Genomic DNA, 20,852 nt, shown 5'->3' on the forward strand with positions numbered 1-20,852 from the left:
GCGCTCGCGTGCCTTCGCGATTCCGGCCTCGTTGCCGAGCGTCGCCGCGTGATGAACGGGACGCGCCGCTGGCTCTGCGCGGAGCTCGACCGGCAGCGACGGCGCTACATTCCCTCCGAAGCGAACTTCCTGATGATCGACGTCGGGGGCGACGTCGCGCCGGTCATCGCGGCATTCCGCGAGCGCGGGATCCACGTGGGACGCCGGTTCCCGTCGATGGCGACGTGGATGCGGATATCCGTCGGGAAGCCGGAGGAGATGCGCGCGTTCGCGGAGGCGCTCGGCGAGATCCTTCCACCGGGCCGCCGAGCCGCCTGAACGAAAAAGGGGCGGGAGCCTCGCGGCCCCGCCCCGTCCGAACGGCGCCGGGATCCGGCTACTTGACCTTGATCTCGATCGCCTTCGGCTTCGCGGCTTCGCTCTTCGGCAGGAACACGCTCAGCATTCCTTCCTCGAACTTCGCCTCGATCTTCTTGTCGTCGGCGTCGACCGGGAGCGTGAAGCTCCGGAGGAACGTCCCGTAGGAGCGTTCCGTCCGATGGAACTTCCTCCCTTTCTCTTCCTTTTCCTTGAACCGCTCGCCGCGGATCGTCAGCGTGCCTTCCTCGACCGTGAGATGGACGTTCTCCTTCTTCACTTCGGGGATCTCGGCCTTGATCGTGTATCCCTTCTCGTTCTCCTCGATGTCGACGACCGGCGACCAGTCGGCGACGGTGAGGGCCTCCTCGAGAGGAGTGCGGTCGAACGTCGACCACGGATTCGCGAGGAAACGATTCAAGGTCTCGGACAGTTTGTCGAGGCCTCGGATCGGGGTCTCCATCCGCATGAGTTCCATGATGGACCTCCTTTCGTCGAGATTGTGCGCGCCGCCCGGCCGATTCGTAAGATCTGATTTCATCAAAGACACGTCGATCGAATCGACGATCCCGCGCAAACGCGCCGGGCGCGGAACGCGGTCGTCAGCGGCGAGCGGCGGAAAATCTCGCCCGGCAGAGCAGGATTTCCCCCTGCGGTCCGGTTTCCACGAGGTTCGCCCGCGACGCGAGAATCGCGAGAGCGATCCCGCCGCCACGGGCGAGCGGCGGCGCGTCGCGGCCGCGAATCCAGAGGAGGAGGCTCCGGGACGGGCTGTGGGCGATCGCCTCGCCGAGCACCGAGGCGTCATTCCACTTCCGTCGCTCCGCGATTCCGGAATAGAAATCGAGCGCGACCTCGTCGAATCGCCACCCACCCGCGGGTTCCCCCGGCCGCCGAGATCGCGAGGCGGCGCGGCCCAGAACCGCGAGGGCTCGCCCGTCTTCGAGGGCGGCCGGCAGGAGCAGGGGGATCGAGATCGCCGCCAGCACCGCGAGCGTGAAGAAGCGGGCCGTCGACCGGGCCGCCGACGGGAGGGAGAGCGCGAGCGCCGCGGCGACTGCGAGCGCCGCGATCGATGGGACGAGGAGAGCGGGGAACTCGACTCGCCCCGTCCCCGCGATCGCCCCTCCGACGAGGAGCACGCCCGTGACCGCGGCGACCCACGCCGCCGTCCGCCGCGCCCCCTCCCCGCTCTCCCGGAGCCGCTCCGAGGCGATCATCGCGAACGCCGGAAGCGCGGGCAGCACGTAGTGCGGAAGCTTCGTCGCGGAAAAGGAGAACAACACGGGAATTCCCCAGGCCCACGCCTCCCACCGCGGGTCGGGGCGCCGGGCGGCCGTCCTCGGACCCGCCGCGAAGCCGGCCCAAGGAAAGAGTCCCGCGACGAGCACCGGCACGTAATACAGGAAGGGGCCTCCGTGCCCCTCCCGTGCCCGGAGGAAGCGGCCGACGTTCTCCCGTGCGAGGAATGCGGCCGTTCCCGAGCCGCGGCCGAGCCACCACGGCGCGGTCAACGCCGTGGCGATCGCGGCCGCAGCCGCGAACCCGAGGATCGATCGCCCCCGCGGGCGCCCGCCCGTAATCGAGCCCGCCGCGAAGAGCGCCGGCGCGGCCAGAGCAACGGGCCCCTTCGCGAGGAGCGCGCCCGCCAGGGCCCCCGCGGCCCCCGCCAGCGCGGCGGGACGGAATCTCCGCGAGAGCGAAAGGAGGGCGTGGATCGCCGCCAGATCGAAGAAGAGAAGGGCCGCCTCCGTCAGCAGGAGGCGCGCGTAGACGATCCACAGAAGCGAGGTGGCGAACACCGCGGCCGCCGCGCCACCGCGATCGGGAGCGCCGGTTCGCGCGGCGAGGCGACGCACGAGCGCGACCGCGAGAGCCGCGAGGACGAGGTGGGGCAGCCGTCCGGCCGCTTCCGATTCGCCGAACAGGCGGAAGGAGCCCGCGGTCAGCCAGAAGACGAGCGGCGGCTTCTCCGCGAAGGACTTCCCGAAGAGAGCCGGCGCGGCGAGCGATCCGCCCCGCGCCATCGCGCGGGCGACCGCAGCGTAGTCCGCCTCGTCGCGGTTCCAGAACGGCCGCGAAGCTCCCGGCAGGAGGATCAGCAGGGCGAGCGCCGCGGTCGCGAGGTCCGCCCGGAATCCGGAGCGGATCGCGGCGGGCCGGGGCGCCATTCCCACCGGAGGGGCGGCCCGCTCCCCGCTCCTATCGTCCCGCCGGCTCGGCGGCGGGAACCGGAGGAGCGGACGCGGACGGGGTCGAACCGGATCGCTGGAGGTCGATCGCGACTCCGGCGAGACCGAGGGTCCCCGGCTCGCCGCCCGATCTCCGGATCTCCGCGCGCATGCCGGAGATCCAGGGGAGCTCCTCGATCATCTGCGACGCCCGGCCGAGAAGATCGGCGGCGCCCGCGAATCTCCCGAGACCGGAGGTTTCCGCGGCCTCGCGGACGTCCTCGTCGGTCAGCGGCGTGATCCGCACGACGGCCGTTCGGTCTCGCGGCTCGATCCGGAGGAGGGGGCCGAAGCTCGGATCGGACGAGACGGAGAGCGTCGCCTCCGCTCCCGGCAGGGGCGCCCCGGGATCCGCGGCGAGCCCGAACGCCCGGAGGATCTCGGCCGCGGGGAGCCCGTCGACGGTCACGGAGTCCGCTCCCGCGGCGTCCAGCGCGGCGGCGACGGCGGCCCGCGCCGCCGCGGAATCGACGCCGTCGAACTCGCTCACCCGCCCGGCGGGACGCCGCCGGAACGCGGCGTACGGAACCGCCTTTCCGAGAGCGCGCGCGGCCGATTCGGGAAAGCGATACGAGGGGAACACGGGCCGGGGCGACCCCTCCGCCTCTCCCTCGCCGGCGAAAGCGACCGCGCCCGCGGCGCCCATGAGACAGAGGAGGACGGGCTTGGCGACGCCGCTCCGGCGCTCCGCGCGCAGAGCCGCCCGGCGGATCGCCCTCCCGACGATGCGGGGATCGCACTCGCCGACGCACGCGTAGATCGCGATCAGCGCGTCCACGTCCTCGCGCGCGATCGCGTCCTCCACCGCCCGCTCGTACCGGGCGACTTCGGCCATCGCTCCCAGATCGACGACCGCGTGGCCCACGACGGAGAGCCCCTCCGCGTCGCACGCGTCGGCGCAGATCGTGAGCACCCCGCCGGAATTCCCGACGATGCCGACCCGATTCCCGCCCGGGAGCGGCTGGTTCGCGAGGAGCGCGGCGACGTCGAACATCTCCTCGATCGTGTCGGCGCGGATGACGCCGGCCTGCCGGAAGAGCGCGTCCACGTTCGTGTCGCTCTGTCCCGCCGCCCCGGAGGTTCCGGCCGCGATGTGGGCCCGCGCGACGTCCCGTCCCGCGCGGCTCCGCGCGCTCTTGACGCAGAGCACGGGCTTGCGATGCGCGAGCCGGCGGGCGATCCGCGCGAAACGTCGTGCGCTGCCGAAGGTCTCGAGGTAGAGGAGCGCGAGCCCGGTCGACGAGTCCTCCTCCCAGAACTGGAGGAGGTCGTTGCCCGAAACGTCGGCCCGGTTGCCCGCCGAGACGAACGTCGAGAAGCCGAGGCCGCGCTCCGCCGCGTACTCGAGGATGACGATCCCGAGCGCGGCGGAGTGGGAGAAGAATCCGATGCGTCCTCGCGGCGCCATGGCCGGGGCGAGGCTCGCGTTCAGGCGGACCTCCGGGTCGGTGTTCATCAACCCCAGGCAGTTGGGGCCGATCAGGCGCGCTCCGTGCGACCGGACCGCCTCGAGGAGCTCGGCCTGCCGCGCCGCCCCGTCGGGGCCGGACTCGGCGAACCCCGACGTCAGGACGAGGAGCGCCCGGCATCCGGTCGCGAGCGCCTCGCGCGCCGCGTCGACCGCGCCCTCGGCGGGGACCGCGATGATCGCGAGATCCGGAGGTTCCGGAAGATCGCGCACGGAAGGGTGCGCCCGCACCCCGTGGACCGACGCCGCCTGGCGGTTCACGGGATAGACCGCCCCCGCGAAATTCCCTCTCAGGATCGCCCGGAAGATCAGGCTCCCGATCGCGGCCGGGTCGCGCGAGGCGCCGATGACCGCCACCGAGCGGGGGCGGAAGAACGGGAGGATCGAGTTCGCCGCCGCGACCCGCTCACGGAGCTCGACCCGTTCCCGGAGCGACTCGCGCGCGGCGACCGGAAACTCGACGTGCACGACTCCCGCCCCGTCGAACGCCTGGACCACCTCGAAGCCGGAATCGCGGAACACGTTGATCATCGCGAGGTTCTCGGAGAGCACCTCGGCCTCGAATCCGAGAAAGCCGTTCGCCGCGGCGATTCCGGCGAGCCGCTCGAGGAGGAGCGTGCTGATCCCCCGTCCCTGGAAATCGTCGTGGACGAGGAACGCGACCTCGGCGCGCCCTCCGGCGCCCGTCGCGGCGTAGCTCCCGAGCCCCGCGATCCGCGGCCCCTCCGCCGGCCCCGCGACGGCGAGGAGCGAGAAGTTCTCCCGCGGATCGCCGGCGCACATCGCCTCGATGACCGGACGCGGGACCTCCGCGACCGCGCCCATGAAGCGCATCGAGAGGCTCTCGCGGGAAACGCCGCGGAGGAACGCGTCGACCGCCGGAACGTCCTCGGGGAGGGCCGCCCGGAGCCGGACCGTCTCTCCGTCGCGGAGGATCGCGAATTCCGAGAAGGCCCTTCCGTCGGGAATGATCGAGAACATCGTCAGCCCTCCGACCCGGGCGCGGCCGGGCTGTCAGAGCCAGTAAGGGCGAGCCTCATCGAGGAGCCTTTCCGCCGTCCGGCGATTCGCCGCGGCGATCTCCGCGCGCCGGGGAACGGCGCCGGCGGGGAGTTCGCGGTCGTGGAGGGTCGGGGCGAGCTCCTCGCCCGACGCGCCCCGCCACCTCTCCACCCAACCCGGCGGGAGGACGTCGGGAATCGGGAGGTCGCGCGCGAGGAGGCAGAGGGTCGCCCAGATCCGGGCCGCCGCGCCGTACGCGTAGCCCCCGCCCAGCGTGAAGAGCACGCGCCCCGCGGTCAGCTCGTCGGCGAGCGCGAGCAGGCGGCGGAACACCGCCTCGTAGTCGCGCGTCGTCAGCATCAGGTCGGCCAGCGGGTCGGCCCAGTGCGCGTCCGCGCCGGCCTGGACGACGATGACTCCGGGCCGGAAGTGCCGGAGCGCGGCGGGCACGACCGCGTCGAAGACCTCGAGCCAGCTCTCCCCTTCCGTGAACGGCTCGAGCGGGAGATTGAGCTTCAGTCCGCGGCCCACGCCGGAGCCGAGGTCGCGCACCTCGCCGCTCCCGGGAAAGAGGAACCGCCCCGATTCGTGGAGGCTGATCGTCATCACCCGGCGGTCTTCGTAGAGGATCTGCTGGACGCCGTCGCCGTGATGCACATCGATGTCGACGTAGGCGACCCAGAAGCCCTTTTCCGCGAGCCACCGGATCGCGATCGCGAGGTCGTTGTAGACGCAGAAGCCGGACGCGAAGTTCCGCTGCGCGTGGTGGAGGCCGCCGCCGAGCTGCACGACGCGCTTCTGCCCCCTCTCGACGATCGCCCGCGCCGCCTCGAGCGTCCCGCCGACGTGCCAGCGCGCCGCTTCGTCCATGCCGCGGAACGCCGGGGTGTCGGCGGTGCCGAGTCCGTATCGGGCCGCGTCCGGGACGGCCTCGCCCCGGGAGAGCGCCTCGACCCGGCGAACGTAGTAATCCTCGTGGATGACGAGCACCTCCTCGCGCGTCGCGGGCGACGGCGCGACGGGCGCGACGGGATGCCCCAGCCGCTCGAGGAGGTCGAGAGTCATCTCGACCCGGACGGGGCTGAAGGGGTGGCGGTCTCCGAACGCGTAGCTGCCGTAGGCGGGATGGTAGATCACCGAGGCCATGGTTTGTCGGGCGGCCAGACGACGTCGAACCCCTCCCGTCGCAGGTCCGCCGCGAGCGGGCGGATCTCGATCGATCCGGCGCGCAGGACCGCACGGATGCTCTCCCCCGCGTCGGGATGCGTGAGGATCGAATGGACGGCCACCCCCCGTCCCGCGAAGAACGCCGTCAGGCGCGCGAGCTCTCCCGGGGCGTCCGCCAGCCGCACCTCGAGCCTCCCCGAGGGCTTGTGGACCCCGGTCATCGCGAGGAGCGCGTCCAGGAGATCGATTCCCGTCACGATCCCGAGGAGCCGTTCCCCCTCCATGACGGGAAGGCAGCCGATCTTCCTTTCCCGCATGGCGCGGGCGGCGTCCTCCACGGGATCGTCCGGCGACGCGGTCACCGGCGCCCGGACCATCACCGACGAGACCCGGCTGCCGGGCGCGAAGGGCGAGGCCGCGAGGGCGCTCGTCGCGAGCCTCAGATCCCGGTCGGTGACGACGCCGACGACCCGCTCTCCGTCGAAGACGAGGAGGTGCCGGATCTCCTTTTCCCGCATCATCCGGTAGGCGTCCTCGAGCGTGGCCTCGGGGGGAACCGCGGCGACCGGGCTGCTCATGATGTCCCGCACCAGCATCGGATCTCCTCAGTCCGGGCTCACTTGACCGATCCGACGGTGAAGCCCGCGATGAAACGATCGAGGAAGAGGTTGTAGAGGATCCCGATCGGCAGCGTCGCGATGAGGCACGCGGCCATGAGCGATCCCCAGTAGAAGACGTCGCCGCGCACGAGGTAGATCGGAACGCCGACCCCGACGGTCTGGTGCGACGCCGACGAGATGAACGTCAGCGCGTACACGAATTCCTGCATGACGAGCGTGAAGCTGAAGATCACGACCGTGAGGATTCCCGAGACCGAGATCGGGATCACGAGCTTCACGAACGTCTGGAACCGCGTCAGCCCGTCGACCATCGCGGCATCCTCCAGCTCGCGAGGAATCGACTTGAAGAACCCCATCAGGAGCCAGGTCGAGAAGGGAATCGTGAAGCTCGGATAGACGACGATGATCGACCAGAGGGAGTCCTGGAGCCCCAGACCCGCGACGATCCGCGAAAGAGGAATGAAGAGCAGCGTCGGCGGGACGAGGTAGGTCAGGAAGATCCCGATCCCCACCCGCTCCCCCCATCGCCCCGTCAGTCGCGCCAGGCCGTACGCCGCGGGGGTCGCCAGGAGCAGGGTGATCGCCACCACGCCGATGCCGGCGAGTGCCGTATTGCTCAGCCAGCGGAGGAAGAGCGTCTCGCGGAACAGGTACCGAACGTGCTCGAGGGTCGGCGGCGCGTTGAAGATGAACGGGTTGTTCTTCAGGTCGTACAGATCCTGCGTCTTCTTGAACGCCGTGATCAGCATCCAGTAGAACGGGAAGGCCAGCAGGATCGCGAACGTGGCGAGGGTCCCCCAGCGCACGGCGGTCGCGGCGCTCCGCCGCGCGCGAAGGCCGCCGACCATCCGCACCCCGCTCCGCGGGGGCACTACGTCACCTCCGCGCGGCGGGCCGTTCGCAGCATCAGCCAGGCGACGACCACGAGGAGGGGAACGAGGAAGATCGAGATCGCGGCGCCTTCCGCGAGGTCGCTTCCCAGGATCCCGGTGAAGAAGGCGAGCGACGGAACCACCTGGGTCGTGTCGTACGGTCCGCCCCGGGTGAGGATGTAGATGACGGTCATGTCCGTGAAGGTGAAGACGACGCCGAAGAGGATCGCGACGTTGATGATCGGGAGCATCATCGGAATCTCGATCTGGAAGAGGCGCCGGAAGAACCGGGCTCCGTCCACCTCGGCGGCTTCCGGGATGTCCTTCGGGATCGCGGTCCACCCCGCGAGGATGATGACCGTCGCGAACGGCAGCATGCGCCACGTGTGGACGAGGATGACGGAGAGCATCGCGAGCTTCGGTTCCCCCAGCCACATCGGCGGAGAGAACGCGTTGGCGAGGTGGAGCCGGATCAGGACCCAGTTGATGACGCTGTAGAGGGAATCGAGGATCCATTTCCAGCCGATCGAGCCGATCGACACCGGCGCCACCCACGGCAGGAGGATCAGGAATCGGACGAAGCCGCGCCCGCGGAATGCGTCCTTGAGCGCGAGCGCGAGGATCGTCGCGCCCACCAGGACCAGGACCTGGGACGCGACCGTGAAGACGAACGAATTTCGCAGCGCGGTCAGGAACGCCGGATTCTGCAGAACCGACCGGATGTTGCGGAGGCCCACGAAATGGTAGCCCCGGCTTCCGACCTTGACGTCGCCGACGGCGTAGAGGAACGCGAGGAAGAAAGGCACGCCGACGAGCGCGAGGACGTAGACGATCGCCGGGAGGAACATCGCCGGACCGAGCCAGCGCTGGTGCTTGCGGCTCATGGCCGCGTCCCGGTCTCCATCACATCACGGCGTCGGACTCGCGGTCGAAGAGATAGGCGCGGTTCATGTCGAACCAGAGGTCGACCTGCTCTCCGGGGCGGATGGCGGCGTGGACCTCCGTCTCCATCAGGAACGGGCCGATCACGCTCCCCGCCGTCACGATGGCGCGGTGGCCGAGGGGTTCCACGAACTCGATGGTCGCCGGCACCTTCGCGGGAACGCCCAGCGCCGCCCAGGCGATGTCGGAAATCGGGCGTCCGCTCGCGGCGAGAGAGATGTGTTCCGGCCGCATCCCGAAGTAGACCTTCCGCCCGGCGAAAGGGGCGAGATCGGAGCGCGAGAGCGGAAGACTCACTCCCCCGGAGAGCTGCACCGCGGCCCCCGACGCGTCGGAGACGATTTCCCCCTCGAAGAAGTTCATCGGCGGACTCCCGATGAAGCCCGCGACGAAACGGGAGGCGGGCGTGTCGTAGACCTCGAGCGGCGTCCCGATCTGGCAGATCCGTCCGTGGTTCATGATCACGATGCGGTCGGCCATCGTCATCGCCTCGACCTGGTCGTGCGTGACGTAGATCATGGTCGAGCGGATGTCCCGGTGGAGGCGCTTCAGCTCCGTCCGCATGTAGACGCGGAGCTTCGCGTCGAGGTTCGAGAGCGGTTCGTCGAAGAGGAACAGAGACGGCTCCCGGACGATCGCGCGGGCGAGGGCGACGCGCTGGCGCTCGCCCCCCGAGAGTTCGCGGGGCTTCCGGCCGAGCAGATGGGCGATCCCGAGCAGTTCGGCCGCCCACTCGGCTTTGCGGCGCCGCTCCTCGCGGGGCACCTTGCTCGCCTTCAGGGGAAACTCGATGTTGCCGAGCGCGGTCAGATGGGGATAGAGCGCGTAGCTCTGGAAGACCATCGCGATCCGCCGCTGCCTCGGCGTGAGATCGTTGACGACCTGCCCGCCGATCCGGATCTCGCCGGAGGTCGGTTCTTCGAGGCCGGCGATCATCCGGAGGAGCGTCGTCTTCCCGGACCCCGAAGGGCCGAGGAGGACGAGGAACTCGCCCTCCCGGCTCTCCAGGTCGACGTTGACGACCGCCCCGAGCTGCCCCTTCCGGAAGACTTTGCTGAGCCCTCGCGTCTCGACGATCGCCATACCGGAATCCTAACCGTCTACTTCCACTTGTCGAAGATTCGGCGCATCTCCTTCTCGGCGGCACGAACGGCGTCCTCCGGGCTCATCACGTCCTGCGCGGCCTTGGCGAACATCGTCGGGATGACGAACGTGTTGAAGACCTCGTCGATCGCCGCCGTCGCATAGCCCGGGTAGCCCACGTTGGTCGACCACTCGAGCGCGTTCTCGAGAACCTTGTATTTGTCGTGCGGCTCCGCCTTGGCGTCGTTTCCGACGAGGGTCTTGAGGTCCGGAACCGTGCTCGGGAAGCACGGGAAGTTGTAGAACTCGCTCGCCCGGAACGCCGCCGCGAAATCGTCCATGTAGTCGACCAAGAACTTCTTGGCGCCTTCCTTGTTCTCGGCGAAGTCCCAGATCACGTAGCAGTCCATGACGTGCTCCGACGCGAGCCGGCGCGCCGGCCCCTTGAGCGCGGGCCGGATCTGGATCTGCCGGGACATCTCGGGGTTGTCCTTCTCGGCCTGGCGCGTCACCGAGATCGCGTTCTGGACGAAGGAGAGCTTCCCGGCGAGGATGCCGCGGTTGTTCGAGGAGGGATCCCACGTGAAGACTTCCGGCGTCTCCGCTTCCTTGTAGAGAGCGCGCATGTACTTCACGGCCTCGACCGCCGCCTTCGAATTGATGGCGACGTTGCCCTCGGCGTCCTGCTCGGAGCCCCCGAACGACCAGAGGAGCGCGCGGGTCGCCATGTTCGTGTCGAGCTCCTGCGAGAGCCCGATCCCGAGCGGATTGCCGATCTGCTGCTTGATCTTCCGTCCTCCGACCCGGAGGTCGTCCCACGTGTCGGGACCGTTCGGGAAGCCGACCTTCTCCCAGAGGTCCTTTCGGTAGTTCCCGGGATCGGGGACGTAGGAGTCGGAGAAGGCGAAATACTTCTTCGTCTTCGGATTCAGGCTCGATTTCTCGGCGAGCGGAATCATCTTGCCGTGCTTCCGCTGGACCTCTTCGTAGATCTCCCGATGGTCGATGACCTGCTTCTCGTAGGCGGCCGGCGGGGCGAGGAACATGAACAGGTCGTGGCCCTTCCGGGCGGCGACCTCGGCGGCGGCCCGGGCGTTGATCTCGCCGATCGCGATGTGGTCGACGACGACGTTCGTGCCGTTCTTGGCGCCCCATTCCTTCGTGAAGACCCCGTCGAACCACTTGTCGTAAGCGGGGACGAAATGGCTCCACTGGAGGATCTTCAGGGTCTTCTGCTGCGCCGCGGCCCGGGCGGGGAATAGAAACCCGGGCCCGACGCCGGCCGCCAGCGCGCCGGTTCCCGCGATCTTTGCGAACTCCCTCCGGCTGATCCCCCGACTCTTCTTTCTTCCCATCACCGCCTCCATTCTCTCGATCCGACGGGGGCAACGTCGGCGATCACCGGCGCCGGATCCCGCCATTTCTCCCGACGGACCCGTTCGGGCTCCGACGGGCACTTCTCCCCGAGGCAGGCGCCTCCCGGGACGCCGAGACGGTCCCGGAAGGCGCGCGATCCGCCTACCCGATCGGAAGGACCTTCCGGCCGTAGGTCTCGTTCAACACCTGCGCGACGCCGAGGTAGATTGCCGAGAGCCCGCAGAAGATCCCCTCGTAGCCGGTGAACGTCTTCAGAGCCGCGTTGCCCGTGTAGTCCCCGAGGGCCAGCAGCCAGAACAGGACGAAGAGGGTCAGGAACACCACCTGGAGGGCCTTCGCGTGCTTGAGCGTCGCGATCCAGAGACAGAAGGTGAACAGCCCCCACATGAAGAGGTATTCGATCATCCCCGCCGGGGCATCCATCCACCCCGTCTTGGGTCCCACGATGAGGAACACGAGAGTCAGCCAGAAGAGACCGTAGGAGCTGAACGCGACGGTCCCGAAGGTGTTGCCCTTCTTCCACTCCATCCATCCGGCGAAGACCTGGGCGATCCCGCCGTAGAAGATCCCCATCGCGAGGATCATGCTCGACATTCCGAACCATCCCGCGTTGTGCATGTTCAGGAGGACGGTCGTCATCCCGAAGGCGAGCAATCCGAGCGGCGCCGGATTCGCGGTCGTGTCGGTGATCCTCATCTGGCCCCTGTTGTCCGCCATTACGTCTGCCATGGCTCCTCCTCCCCTATGCGCGAAGCGATGCGCATCGCGCTTCCCATCCCTCGGCGCGGAATTCGCCCGGTGAACTTCGGAATTCCGCCGTTTCCCGGCCCCGCCCCGGGCGGCGCAGAGCTCCCGCTTTCGCGGCGGCGAGGGCCGCCGCGAAAGCGTCGGGAGTTTCCTCGGGCCGGCAAACCCACCTTCCGGACTAGAACGTGTAGAGGGCGGAAAGCGAGGCCTGCCTCCCGTTGATCTTGTCGGCTTTCGCTCCCGACGCTCCCGCCGTCAGCTTGTCCTGCATCCACTCGAGACCGAACGCGAGCGGCCCGGCCTTCCACCGCAGCATCCCGGCGAACATCTCGTTGCGCAGACGCGGGGTGCCCGCCGTCACGGCCGCATAGACGTCCTTGTCCTTCGGATCATCGATGCCCCAGAACGCGAAGAGTCCCCAGTTCTTCGTGAAGTCGTACCCGGCCTGGAGCCAGCCTCCCGAGCTCTGGATCTTCCCGAACTGCGTGATCGCCCCGAAGTTCTGACCCATGGCATGGCCCGTGTAGCCGTTGCCCTGGAACAGGAAACCGAAGATCTGGAACTTCACGCCGAGCTCGAGGGCGTCGGCGTTCAGCTTGTCGTTGGAAGCGGTCACGCCCGGCCCGGAGAGATCCTTCTGGTCATAGTGGCCGACGACGTACGTGCTCCAGCTGAAGTCGCCGGACTTCCCGCCGACGTTGGCGCGCAGCTCGAACTGGGGTGTTCCCGCGTTGCCCGGGTTGTTCTGGTCGAACGTGGTTCCGGGGGGGGCGGACCACGTGTTCGACATCACCGCGAACACCAGGTCCGCGTTCACCGGCGCGCCCTTCGGCGTCAGGTTCTGATAGAGGAAGATGCCCGGGAACCGCCAGCCGACGTCGCCCGCCGCGCCGTAGCCGAGCGGAAACGCGATGTGCGAGAGCGAGACGGCGACGTTTCCGAAGAGCGGCGACCACTGCTGCCCCATCCGCACGGTCGTGCTGCCGTTGGTGAAGTCGACGAAGGCCAGGCGCAGGCGCGGATCCGGCTGCTGCCCGCTGAAGGCGCCCGTCCCGTTGAAGCCCCCGAAGAAATCCCCCTCCACCGTCGCGTTGACCTTCCAGTCGCCGACGAGCTTCGGACCGTCGAACGCCAGCGTCAGGCGCGTATTGCGCACGTCGCCACCGTAGAACCATCGATCCGTCGTCGCCTCGGGAATTGACGGGAACTCGGCGTTCTGACCGTTTCCGAATCCGCCGCCCGAGAACGTCGGCGGGGACGCCACGAAGTTCTGGTCCTGGCCGAAGAACGTGGCGCTGACGAATCCCTTCAAGGTGATGCTCGAGTTGGAACCCAGTTGCACCGTTTGGGCGCCCGCGATCGCCGCTCCGAGAAGCGCGATCGCCCCGGTCAGGAATGCGACCCGGATTGAGCCTTTCCGCATGCGAGTCTCCTTTCCAATCTCATTTGTTTCTCGAGCAGCGCGAAGCGCGTTCGATGAGCGACCGGCAGGCATCGTGTCCTTGGAAGAGTCCGCCATCGGCGTCCCTCCTTCCGGGAACCTTTGAGCTAAACATACACCGTCCGGGACCCGAAAGCGGGATCGGGAAGTCCAGCGCCTTCGCCGGCGCGCGTATGACGCTGAGGCACAAAGACAAACTCTCCGGAGGGGGTGCGGCGCCCGATCGCGGGAACGGGCAACGTCGCACACGAGATGCCCGCCGGCGCCGTCTCCGGCGCCGGCGGGGCGGAAAGCGTCATTCCTCCTTGCCGAACTGCTTGAGGTCTTCCGGGCCTTCCTTGGTGGCGACCATCTCCTTGCCCTGGACGGCCTGGCGGATCTGCTCGACGACGTCCGGGTTGGCGAGCGTCGTGATGTCGCCGGTCGCCAGGGTGTTCGAGATCGCGGCGAGGACCCGGCGCATGATCTTGCCGGAGCGGGTCTTCGGCATGTCGGGAACGATGTGGACCGCGCGCGGCCTCGCGATCTTCCCGATCATCGTCTCGATCGTCGTGACCACCTTGGCCTGGATCTCCTCGCTCGGCGCGTAGCCGGGCTTCAGGGCGATGTAGATCTCGGGAACGCGCCCCTTGATCTCGTCGACGACCGGCACGACGGCGGCCTCCGCCACCTCCGGCACGGTCAGACAGGCGGACTCGAGCTCCTTCGTCCCGAGCCGGTGTCCGGCGACGTTGATCACGTCGTCGACGCGCCCGAGGATCCGGAAGTAGCCGTCCGCCGCGAGGACCGCTCCGTCGGCGGCGAAGTAGGGCCAGTCCTGCCACTTCTTGCTCTTCGGGTCCTTGCAGTATTTCGTGTAGTATTGCTTGACGAAGCGATCCCGGTCGCCCCAGATCGTCTGGAAGATCCCGGGCCAGGGATTGCGGATGCAGATGTTCCCGGCCTTGCCCGACCCCGCCTTCACTTCCTGTCCCTGCTCGTCGTAGATCACGGGATAGATGCCCGGAACGCCCGGACCCGCGCTTCCCGGCTTCATCGCATCGATCGCCGGCTTCGTGCTGCAGAGGAATCCGCCGTTCTCCGTCTGCCACCAGGTGTCGACGATCACGGCTTCCTTCTTCCCGACCGTGTTGTAGTACCACCTCCACACTTCCGGCTCGATCGGCTCGCCGACCGTCGTCATGTGCTTGAAGTGGTAGTGATACTTGGCCGGCTCGTCGGGTCCCGACTTCCGGAGCATCCGGATCGCGGTGGGCGACGTATGGAAGATGTTGACGTCGAGCCGCTCGGCGATGCGCCACACCCGCCCGGCGTCGGGGTACGTCGGAACGCCTTCGTAGATCACCGACGTCGCCGCCAGCGCCAGCGGACCGTACACGATGTAGGAGTGACCGGTGATCCAGCCGATGTCGGCCATGCACCAGTACACGTCTTCCGGGTGAATGTCCTGGATGTACTTCGACGTCCCGGTCACGTACGAGAGATAGCCGCCCGTGCGGTGCTGGCATCCCTTGGGCTTTCCGGTGGTTCCGCTCGTGTACATCAGGAAGAGGGGCGCCTCGGAATCCATCGGGACCGGCTCGACGGTCTTCCCGCGGTAGTCCTTGAGAAGCTCGTCGACGAAGAAGTCGCGCCCCTTCACCATCGGCGTCGCCGAGGTGTACTTGCCGGGATAGCGCTTCCACACGAGCACCTTGTCGATCTTCTGACCTTCCTTCTCGGCGGTCGCGACCGCGATCTCCGCGCCCGCCTTGTGGTCGATCATCTTGCCCGAACGGTAGTACCCGTCCATGTAGATGAGGACCCGGCTCCCGGAGTCTGCCGCCCGGAGGCCGCACGCCTCTCCCGAGAACCCGCCGAACACGACCGAATGGATCACGCCGAGACGGGCGCACGCGAGCATCGTGATCGGGAGCTCCGCCACCATCGGCATGTGGATCGTGACGCGGTCGCCGGCCTTCAGCCCGGCGGAGTCGCGCAGCAGGGCGGCGAATTCGTTGACCCGGACGTAGAGCTCCCGGTAGGTCAGGGAGACCGGCTCCTCGTTCTCGGGCTCCGGCACGAAGATGATCGCCGCCTTGTTCTTGTATTTCGGCAGATGCCGGTCGATGCAGTTGAACGAGGCGTTGATCTTTCCGCCGACGAACCACTTCCAGAAGGGCGGATCGTTCGTATCGAGCACCGTGTTCCACCGCTGGTACCACGTCAGCATGTCGGCGTATTCCTCGAAGCATTTCGGGAAATTCTTCTCGGAAAACCGCTCCATGACGGACGGGTCGGTGAGATTCGCCTGCGCCACGAATTTCGGCGAGGGCTTGTAGTACTCCTCTTCCTTCCAGTGCACCGCGATCTGGCCTTCGGTGGTCTCCGCCACCATGGTCGGGTCCTTCACAGCCATGACTTCATCTCCCTTCGCTGGAGGTCCGGGCGAGCCGGCGACATCCAACCCGCCCGATGATCCCCGTGGCTCGCGGCCGGAGGCCGCCGCCGGTTTCGATTTTCATGCCATCTTCGCCTGGGGCATCGACTGGCCGGCCCGCGCCGGAATGTCCGGACGCCGGGCCAGGAACTCGAAGACGAGCGCGACGACGGCGAGAACCGCTGCGGTGTAGAACGCGCCCTGGTAGTTCTTGTACTTGTCGAAGAGCGCGCCGCCGATCTTCGGCCCGATGATTCCCGCCACACCGTAGGCCGTGAAGAGCAGGCCGTAGTTGATGCCCGCGTTCTTCGTTCCCCAGAAGTCGGACGTCGTGGAGGCGTTGACCGAGAGCTGGGTCCCGAAGCACCAGTAGACGACGAAGACCATCACGTAGAGCATCGCCACGTTGCTTCCCGTGAGATACAGCAGCGGCATCGCGATCATCGAGATGCCGATCATGAGACGGAGGACGTTCAACCGCCCCATGGCGTCGGACATCCAGCCCGAGAGAACCCGGCCGGAGGCGCTGCCGACCGCCCCCACGACGAGCGTCATCGTCTTCAGCGCGTCGCTCGAGATGTTCATGCTCTTGGCGAACGGAACGAGCTGGCTGATCACCATGAGCCCGGCCGAGCAGCCGAGCGCATAGGCGATCCACATGTACCAGGCCGTGGGCGTGCGCCACATCTCCCCGGGGGTGAATTCGTGCGTCGTCGCCGCGGCCTTCGATGCGGGCGCCGGGGCCCATCCGACCGGCCGGTATCCCAGCGGCGGATTCTTCAGGAGGTACGAGCCGATGATCGTCATCACGAAGAAGATGGCGCCGAGCACCGTGAACGTCGTGCGCCAGCCGTACTTCGGGATGAGCCAGAGATTCGCGAGCGGTCCGAAGATCGCCGACCCGCCGCCGTACCCCGCGACGGCCAGCCCGACCGCGAGACCCCGCTTGTCCGGGAACCACTTCGCCATGACGGGGATCGGCGTCGAATAGCCGAATCCGTTCCCCGCCCCGACGAGAACGCCGAAGCAGACGATCAGGTAGGTGAGACTCGTCGTGCGCGCGCACAGGAGAAATCCCAGGGTCAAGAGGATACTCCCGGTCAGGGACACGCGGAAGGGGCCCAGCTTGTCCTGCAGCCGGCCCGCCACGATGAAGCTCACGGCGAAGGCGACGATCGCCCACATGAACACCGAGGAGGTGTCGGCGCGCTTCCACCCGAACTCCTTTTCGAGCGGAGCGACGAACACGCTCCAGGCGTAGAGCGAGCCGAGCGCCAGGTTCATGAAGAGCCCGCCCACGACGCGCCACCATCGGTTGAGAGAATCCGGAGCTGCCGGAGAACCGCTCATCTCGTACCTCCTTTTTCTTTCCGAGAAGCAAGATGGGGGGAAGCCGCGCCGTGGACCGGCTCGATTCCCCCCCGATTTCCGCCCTTGATCGATTCCGGCGGTCCGGACCGGCGACCGCTGCCGGTCCCGTCCCCGTCGGCGGACGCCCGCGCTCCCGGAAGGGTCTGCGGGATCGTCATGGGGAAACCGGCCATCGGATGTCCTCCGCGAAATGTTGGGAGCAGCGTAGGCCGTCCCGCGGCGCCTCCTTTGATGCAGATGCATCCTTTTCGGGAAGGAGCCCCCCGTCGCGATGAGGCAATCGAATCATGGCGATTCCCCGCGGGAGCCCTAGGCTTGCGATATCTTCGAGGAGGTTGCGATGCCGCTGACCGTGGAGAGACCGATGGAAACCGAAACCGCCGTGACCCTGGACAAACTCAAGATCGTCGACGAACGAACGGGAAAGTCGTACGAGCTGCCGATCGAAAACGGAACGATCCGGGGGACGGATCTCAAGAAGATCAAGTCCGGACCCGACGACCCCGGGCTCATGGTGTACGACCCGGCCTACATGAACACCGCCGCGTGCCGGAGCGCGATCACGTTCATCGACGGCGACAAGGGCATCCTGCTCTACCGCGGATACCCGATCGACGAGCTCGCCGAGCACTGCTCGTTCCTCGAGGTGGCGTACCTCCTGCTCCACGGAGAGCTTCCGAACAAGGCGGAGAACGACGAGTGGACCCGCCAGATCACGTACCACACGATGATCCACGAGAGCATCAAGAAGTTCATGGACGGGTTCGCCTACGACGCGCACCCGATGGGGATCCTCGTCGCGACGGTCGGAGCGCTCTCGACCTTCTACCCCGACGCCCGCAACATCCACGACGAGGCGTCGCGGAGAACGCAGATCTACCGTCTCGTCGCGAAGATGCCCACGCTCGCGGCGTTCGCCTACCGGCACAGCCGCGGACTCCCGTACGCCTACCCCGACAACGATCTCCGCTACACCGAAAACTTCCTGAACATGCTCTTCAAGATGACCGAGGTGAAGTACCGGCCCGAGCCGGCCCTCGCCCGCGCGCTCGACGTCCTCTTCATCCTCCACGCCGATCACGAGCAGAACTGCTCGACGTCGGTGATGCGGGGCATCGGCTCATCGCACGCCGACCCGTTCTCGGCGGTCGCCGGCGCGTGCGCCGCGCTGTACGGTCCGCTCCACGGCGGAGCCAACGAGGCGGTCCTGAAGATGCTCGCCGAGATCGGCACGAAGGACCGCGTCCCGGCCTTCATCAAGGAAGTGAAGGAAGGACACGGCGAGAAGCGGCTGATGGGGTTCGGGCACCGGATCTACAAGAACTACGACCCCCGCGCGAGGATCATCAAGAAGATCGCCGACGACGTCTTCGCGGTGACCGGGAAGAACCCGCTCCTCGAGATCGCCCTCGAACTCGAGAAGATCGCGCTCGAAGACGAGTATTTCGTGAAGCGGAAGCTCTACCCGAACGTCGATTTCTACTCCGGAATCATCTACCAGGCGATGGGCCTCCCGACGTCCATGTTCACCGTCCTGTTCGCGATCGCGCGGACGATGGGATGGATGGTGCAGTGGGAAGAGATGCTGCTCGATCCGGAACAGAAGATCGCCCGCCCCCGCCAGGTCTACAAGGGTCCGGCGGAGAGACACCTGAGACCGCTGGAAAAACGCTAGCGCTCCTCCCGCGGGTTTCATCGATTGGCCCGGCGACCCCTCGCCGGGCCTTTTTTTCAGCGGCGCGGGCGCCGCTCTCCGCCGGTGCGAAGTCCGAAAACCGCCGGAACCCGCCGCGGCCGCGGGGCATCATCGGCGCATGAAGAACACGGGCTACCGAATCGTCGCCGTCCCGACCGATTTCGCCTCCTCCGTGCGCGCGGATCCCCGGGCCGTCCGGCGCCTCGACGGCCAACCCCACCAGTGCCGCCATTGCCTGACGCTCTCCTCGCCGGGGGAAGCCGTCCTCCTGGCTTCCTTCTCCCCCTTCCGGACGGATCAGCCGTACGCGGAGCGCGGGCCCGTGTTCGCGCACGAACGGAATTGCCCGCGCTACGCGGACGACTCCGCGTATCCCCGGCAGTTCCCGCGGCGCGCCGCCGTGCTCCGCGCCTACGACGGCGGAGAGGCTCTGGTGGATGCCCGCGTCGTCGGCGACTCGGACGTCGACGCGCTCATCGCCGAGCTCTTCGCGGATACCCGCGTCGCCTTCCTGCACGCGCGGAACGTCGCGGAAGGGTGCTTCATGTTCCGGATCGAGCGGGCGGCGGGCCTCTAGAACACGAAGGGAACGAGCCGCTTCGTGCGGCGGGCGTATTCCGCGTATTCCGGGTAGCGCTCGGCAACGAGTTTCTCCTCGGCGGCGATCCGCATCGCGATGCCCGCGAGGACGACGAGGAAGAAAAGCGAACCGGAACTCCGGGCCGCCGCCGCGCCGGCCCCGCCGAAGAGCGCGATCGCGGCGTAGATCGGATGGCGGAGCCACCGGTAGGGGCCCGTCGTCACGAGACCGCCCTCCGTCGGGTTCGCGGCCGCGTGGAAGCTGCGGAGACCGAAGGTCGCGCGCGCCCAGACGAAGAGAACGACCGCGACCCCCTGCAGCGCGAGGACCGCCGGACGAGTCGAGAAGAGGGCGCCCGTTCTCCAGAGCGCGACGAGGCCGGCGGCCATCGCCGCGAGCCCCGCGAGAGAGAGCGCCCTCACTTCGGTTTGCGGGTGAGGAGCATGCCGACGCCCACGACGATCGCGGCGACCCCGGCCCAGAGGGGAACGTTGACGTGCTCCTTCTCCTTGAAGGACAGGTCGAAAGGACCCAGGTGGGCCCGATGGCTCTCCTTCGTGAAGGTGAATCCGCCGAAGACGAGAGCCAGGAGCCCGGCGACGATCAGGATCACGGCGACGAGCTTGATGCCTTCCATGCGTGTCCTCCTTTCCGGCGTCCGCGTCAGGCGGCGCGGAACAGCCGATACAGCGTCAGCGCCACGCCGGCGCACATTCCCGCGGCGAAGAGGAGAAGGATCTGGACCCAGCGAACGGACTCCGCCCCGGGAGTTCGCGTGAAGAACAGGAACCCCACCGCGCTCACGACGAGGAGCACCGCGATCCGCCGGCGAATGTCTCGTTCCATCGTCAGGATCCTTTCTGGTAGACGCCCGCGCCGACGACGAGGGTCCGGCCGTCCGCCGTCACCTTCCGGATGTACGTCCACTTCCGGGAGGGGCGCACGTGGCCGGGACGGGGCCAGAGATAGCTCACCCAGGCCGAGTCCGCCGTCTCCAGGATCTTCGTCCACTCGCGATGGAACGCGCGGCCGCTCGCGTCCTTGAGATCCATGACGTTCCGGCCCTCGAGCTGAGGCCGGGGACCGTTGACGAGGCTCACCATCGACATGTCGTCCACGAACACGTAGCTGAAACCGTTGAACCAGCGGCTCCCCCGAACGCGAAACTCGGGGAACGCCTTCTCCCCCCGGTCGACGACGAGCGCCGCCGCGCGATCGACGAGCGCCTCGATCCGGTGTGCCTGGGCGGGAGGCGGCCCTTCCGCCGGGGCGGCAGCCGCGCCGAGCATCGCCGCCAGGCACAGACCCGCGGCCGAAAAGAGCCCCGATCGTTTTCGCATGCCCCGGATTATGCCGGTTCGGGCCGGCAAAGTCGCGCCGACCGCCTCGAAAAATCTCTGAAGCGCCGACCCCAGGGTCGCCCCCGAGTTCTCGCGATCCGAGCTCTGCGAGCGTCGCGATGGCGGCCCCCGGGCAGGC

Annotated in this window: 20 protein-coding genes; 3 read left to right on the forward strand and 17 right to left on the reverse strand. The window is 67.9% G+C overall.

Annotated features, from left to right (window positions below; all coding sequences use genetic code 11):
- The coding region (locus VFS34_03145; GenBank protein ID HET9793434.1) for an aminotransferase class I/II-fold pyridoxal phosphate-dependent enzyme at positions 1-318 on the forward strand (318 nt) is incomplete at its 5' end.
- A gap of 58 nt (positions 319-376) precedes the next feature.
- Here the strand turns inward: VFS34_03145 and VFS34_03150 are convergent.
- The 13 genes from VFS34_03150 to VFS34_03210 form a co-directional block, all read right to left on the reverse strand.
- Positions 377-835, reverse strand: a complete 459-nt coding sequence (locus tag VFS34_03150) for an Hsp20/alpha crystallin family protein (protein HET9793435.1) — start codon at positions 833-835, stop codon at positions 377-379.
- 124 nt (positions 836-959) lie between these two features.
- Complete coding sequence (locus tag VFS34_03155; protein HET9793436.1) at positions 960-2,528, reverse strand: glycosyltransferase family 39 protein; 1,569 nt, start codon at positions 2,526-2,528, stop codon at positions 960-962.
- A 31-nt stretch (positions 2,529-2,559) separates the two neighbouring features.
- Positions 2,560-5,037, reverse strand: coding sequence for a GNAT family N-acetyltransferase (locus VFS34_03160; protein ID HET9793437.1), 2,478 nt, complete (start codon positions 5,035-5,037; stop codon positions 2,560-2,562).
- Positions 5,038-5,070: 33 nt separating this feature from the next.
- The gene (locus VFS34_03165) at positions 5,071-6,204 is read right to left on the reverse strand and encodes an acetoin utilization protein AcuC (GenBank protein HET9793438.1); all 1,134 of its coding nucleotides are present in this window, start codon (positions 6,202-6,204) and stop codon (positions 5,071-5,073) included.
- On the reverse strand, positions 6,192-6,821 hold the full coding sequence (locus tag VFS34_03170; protein ID HET9793439.1) for a CBS and ACT domain-containing protein: 630 nt from the start codon (positions 6,819-6,821) through the stop codon (positions 6,192-6,194). Before VFS34_03170 ends, VFS34_03165 begins: the two co-directional genes overlap by 13 nt.
- Positions 6,822-6,841: 20 nt before the next feature.
- On the reverse strand, positions 6,842-7,693 hold the full coding sequence (locus tag VFS34_03175; GenBank protein HET9793440.1) for a carbohydrate ABC transporter permease: 852 nt from the start codon (positions 7,691-7,693) through the stop codon (positions 6,842-6,844).
- Positions 7,694-7,716: 23 nt separating this feature from the next.
- A complete protein-coding gene (locus tag VFS34_03180; GenBank protein ID HET9793441.1) occupies positions 7,717-8,601 on the reverse strand; it encodes a sugar ABC transporter permease in 885 nt (294 codons plus the stop codon).
- A gap of 19 nt (positions 8,602-8,620) precedes the next feature.
- A complete protein-coding gene (locus tag VFS34_03185; GenBank protein HET9793442.1) occupies positions 8,621-9,742 on the reverse strand; it encodes an ABC transporter ATP-binding protein in 1,122 nt (373 codons plus the stop codon).
- Between the two features lie 17 nt (positions 9,743-9,759).
- A complete protein-coding gene (locus VFS34_03190; GenBank protein ID HET9793443.1) occupies positions 9,760-11,097 on the reverse strand; it encodes an extracellular solute-binding protein in 1,338 nt (445 codons plus the stop codon).
- A gap of 163 nt (positions 11,098-11,260) precedes the next feature.
- Positions 11,261-11,848, reverse strand: a complete 588-nt coding sequence (locus VFS34_03195; protein HET9793444.1) for an acetate uptake transporter — start codon at positions 11,846-11,848, stop codon at positions 11,261-11,263.
- Positions 11,849-12,044: 196 nt separating this feature from the next.
- Entirely contained in the window at positions 12,045-13,289 is a 1,245-nt protein-coding gene (locus tag VFS34_03200; GenBank protein ID HET9793445.1) for a hypothetical protein, read from the reverse strand.
- A 313-nt stretch (positions 13,290-13,602) separates the two neighbouring features.
- On the reverse strand, positions 13,603-15,705 hold the full coding sequence (acs, locus tag VFS34_03205; GenBank protein ID HET9793446.1) for an acetate--CoA ligase: 2,103 nt from the start codon (positions 15,703-15,705) through the stop codon (positions 13,603-13,605).
- 102 nt (positions 15,706-15,807) lie between these two features.
- A complete protein-coding gene (locus VFS34_03210) occupies positions 15,808-17,076 on the reverse strand; it encodes an OFA family MFS transporter (protein ID HET9793447.1) in 1,269 nt (422 codons plus the stop codon).
- A gap of 361 nt (positions 17,077-17,437) precedes the next feature.
- On the opposite strand from VFS34_03210, the gene VFS34_03215 reads away from it, so the two are divergent.
- Complete coding sequence (locus tag VFS34_03215) at positions 17,438-18,772, forward strand: citrate synthase (GenBank protein HET9793448.1); 1,335 nt, start codon at positions 17,438-17,440, stop codon at positions 18,770-18,772.
- Between the two features lie 139 nt (positions 18,773-18,911).
- Positions 18,912-19,370, forward strand: coding sequence for a DUF1203 domain-containing protein (locus VFS34_03220; protein ID HET9793449.1), 459 nt, complete (start codon positions 18,912-18,914; stop codon positions 19,368-19,370).
- On the opposite strand, the gene VFS34_03225 is transcribed toward VFS34_03220, so the two are convergent.
- Genes VFS34_03225 through VFS34_03240 form a run of 4 tightly spaced genes read right to left on the reverse strand, consistent with a single transcriptional unit; the run spans position 19,367 to position 20,713 of the window.
- A complete protein-coding gene (locus tag VFS34_03225) occupies positions 19,367-19,795 on the reverse strand; it encodes a methyltransferase (protein ID HET9793450.1) in 429 nt (142 codons plus the stop codon). The genes VFS34_03220 and VFS34_03225 overlap by 4 nt on opposite strands.
- Positions 19,792-20,010 carry a hypothetical protein gene (locus tag VFS34_03230; protein ID HET9793451.1) on the reverse strand — a complete coding sequence of 73 codons (219 nt, stop codon included), beginning with the start codon at positions 20,008-20,010 and terminating at the stop codon, positions 19,792-19,794. The genes VFS34_03225 and VFS34_03230 overlap by 4 nt, the downstream gene beginning before the upstream one ends.
- 26 nt (positions 20,011-20,036) lie before the next feature.
- Positions 20,037-20,219 (reverse strand): hypothetical protein, encoded by a 183-nt coding sequence (locus VFS34_03235; GenBank protein ID HET9793452.1) that lies wholly within the window; start codon positions 20,217-20,219, stop codon positions 20,037-20,039.
- 2 nt (positions 20,220-20,221) lie between these two features.
- Positions 20,222-20,713 carry a cache domain-containing protein gene (locus tag VFS34_03240; protein ID HET9793453.1) on the reverse strand — a complete coding sequence of 164 codons (492 nt, stop codon included), beginning with the start codon at positions 20,711-20,713 and terminating at the stop codon, positions 20,222-20,224.
- Between the last annotated feature and the right edge of the window lie 139 nt (positions 20,714-20,852).

This window comes from Thermoanaerobaculia bacterium, assembly GCA_035717485.1.
Classification (GTDB): domain Bacteria; phylum Acidobacteriota; class Thermoanaerobaculia; order UBA5066; family DATFVB01; genus DATFVB01.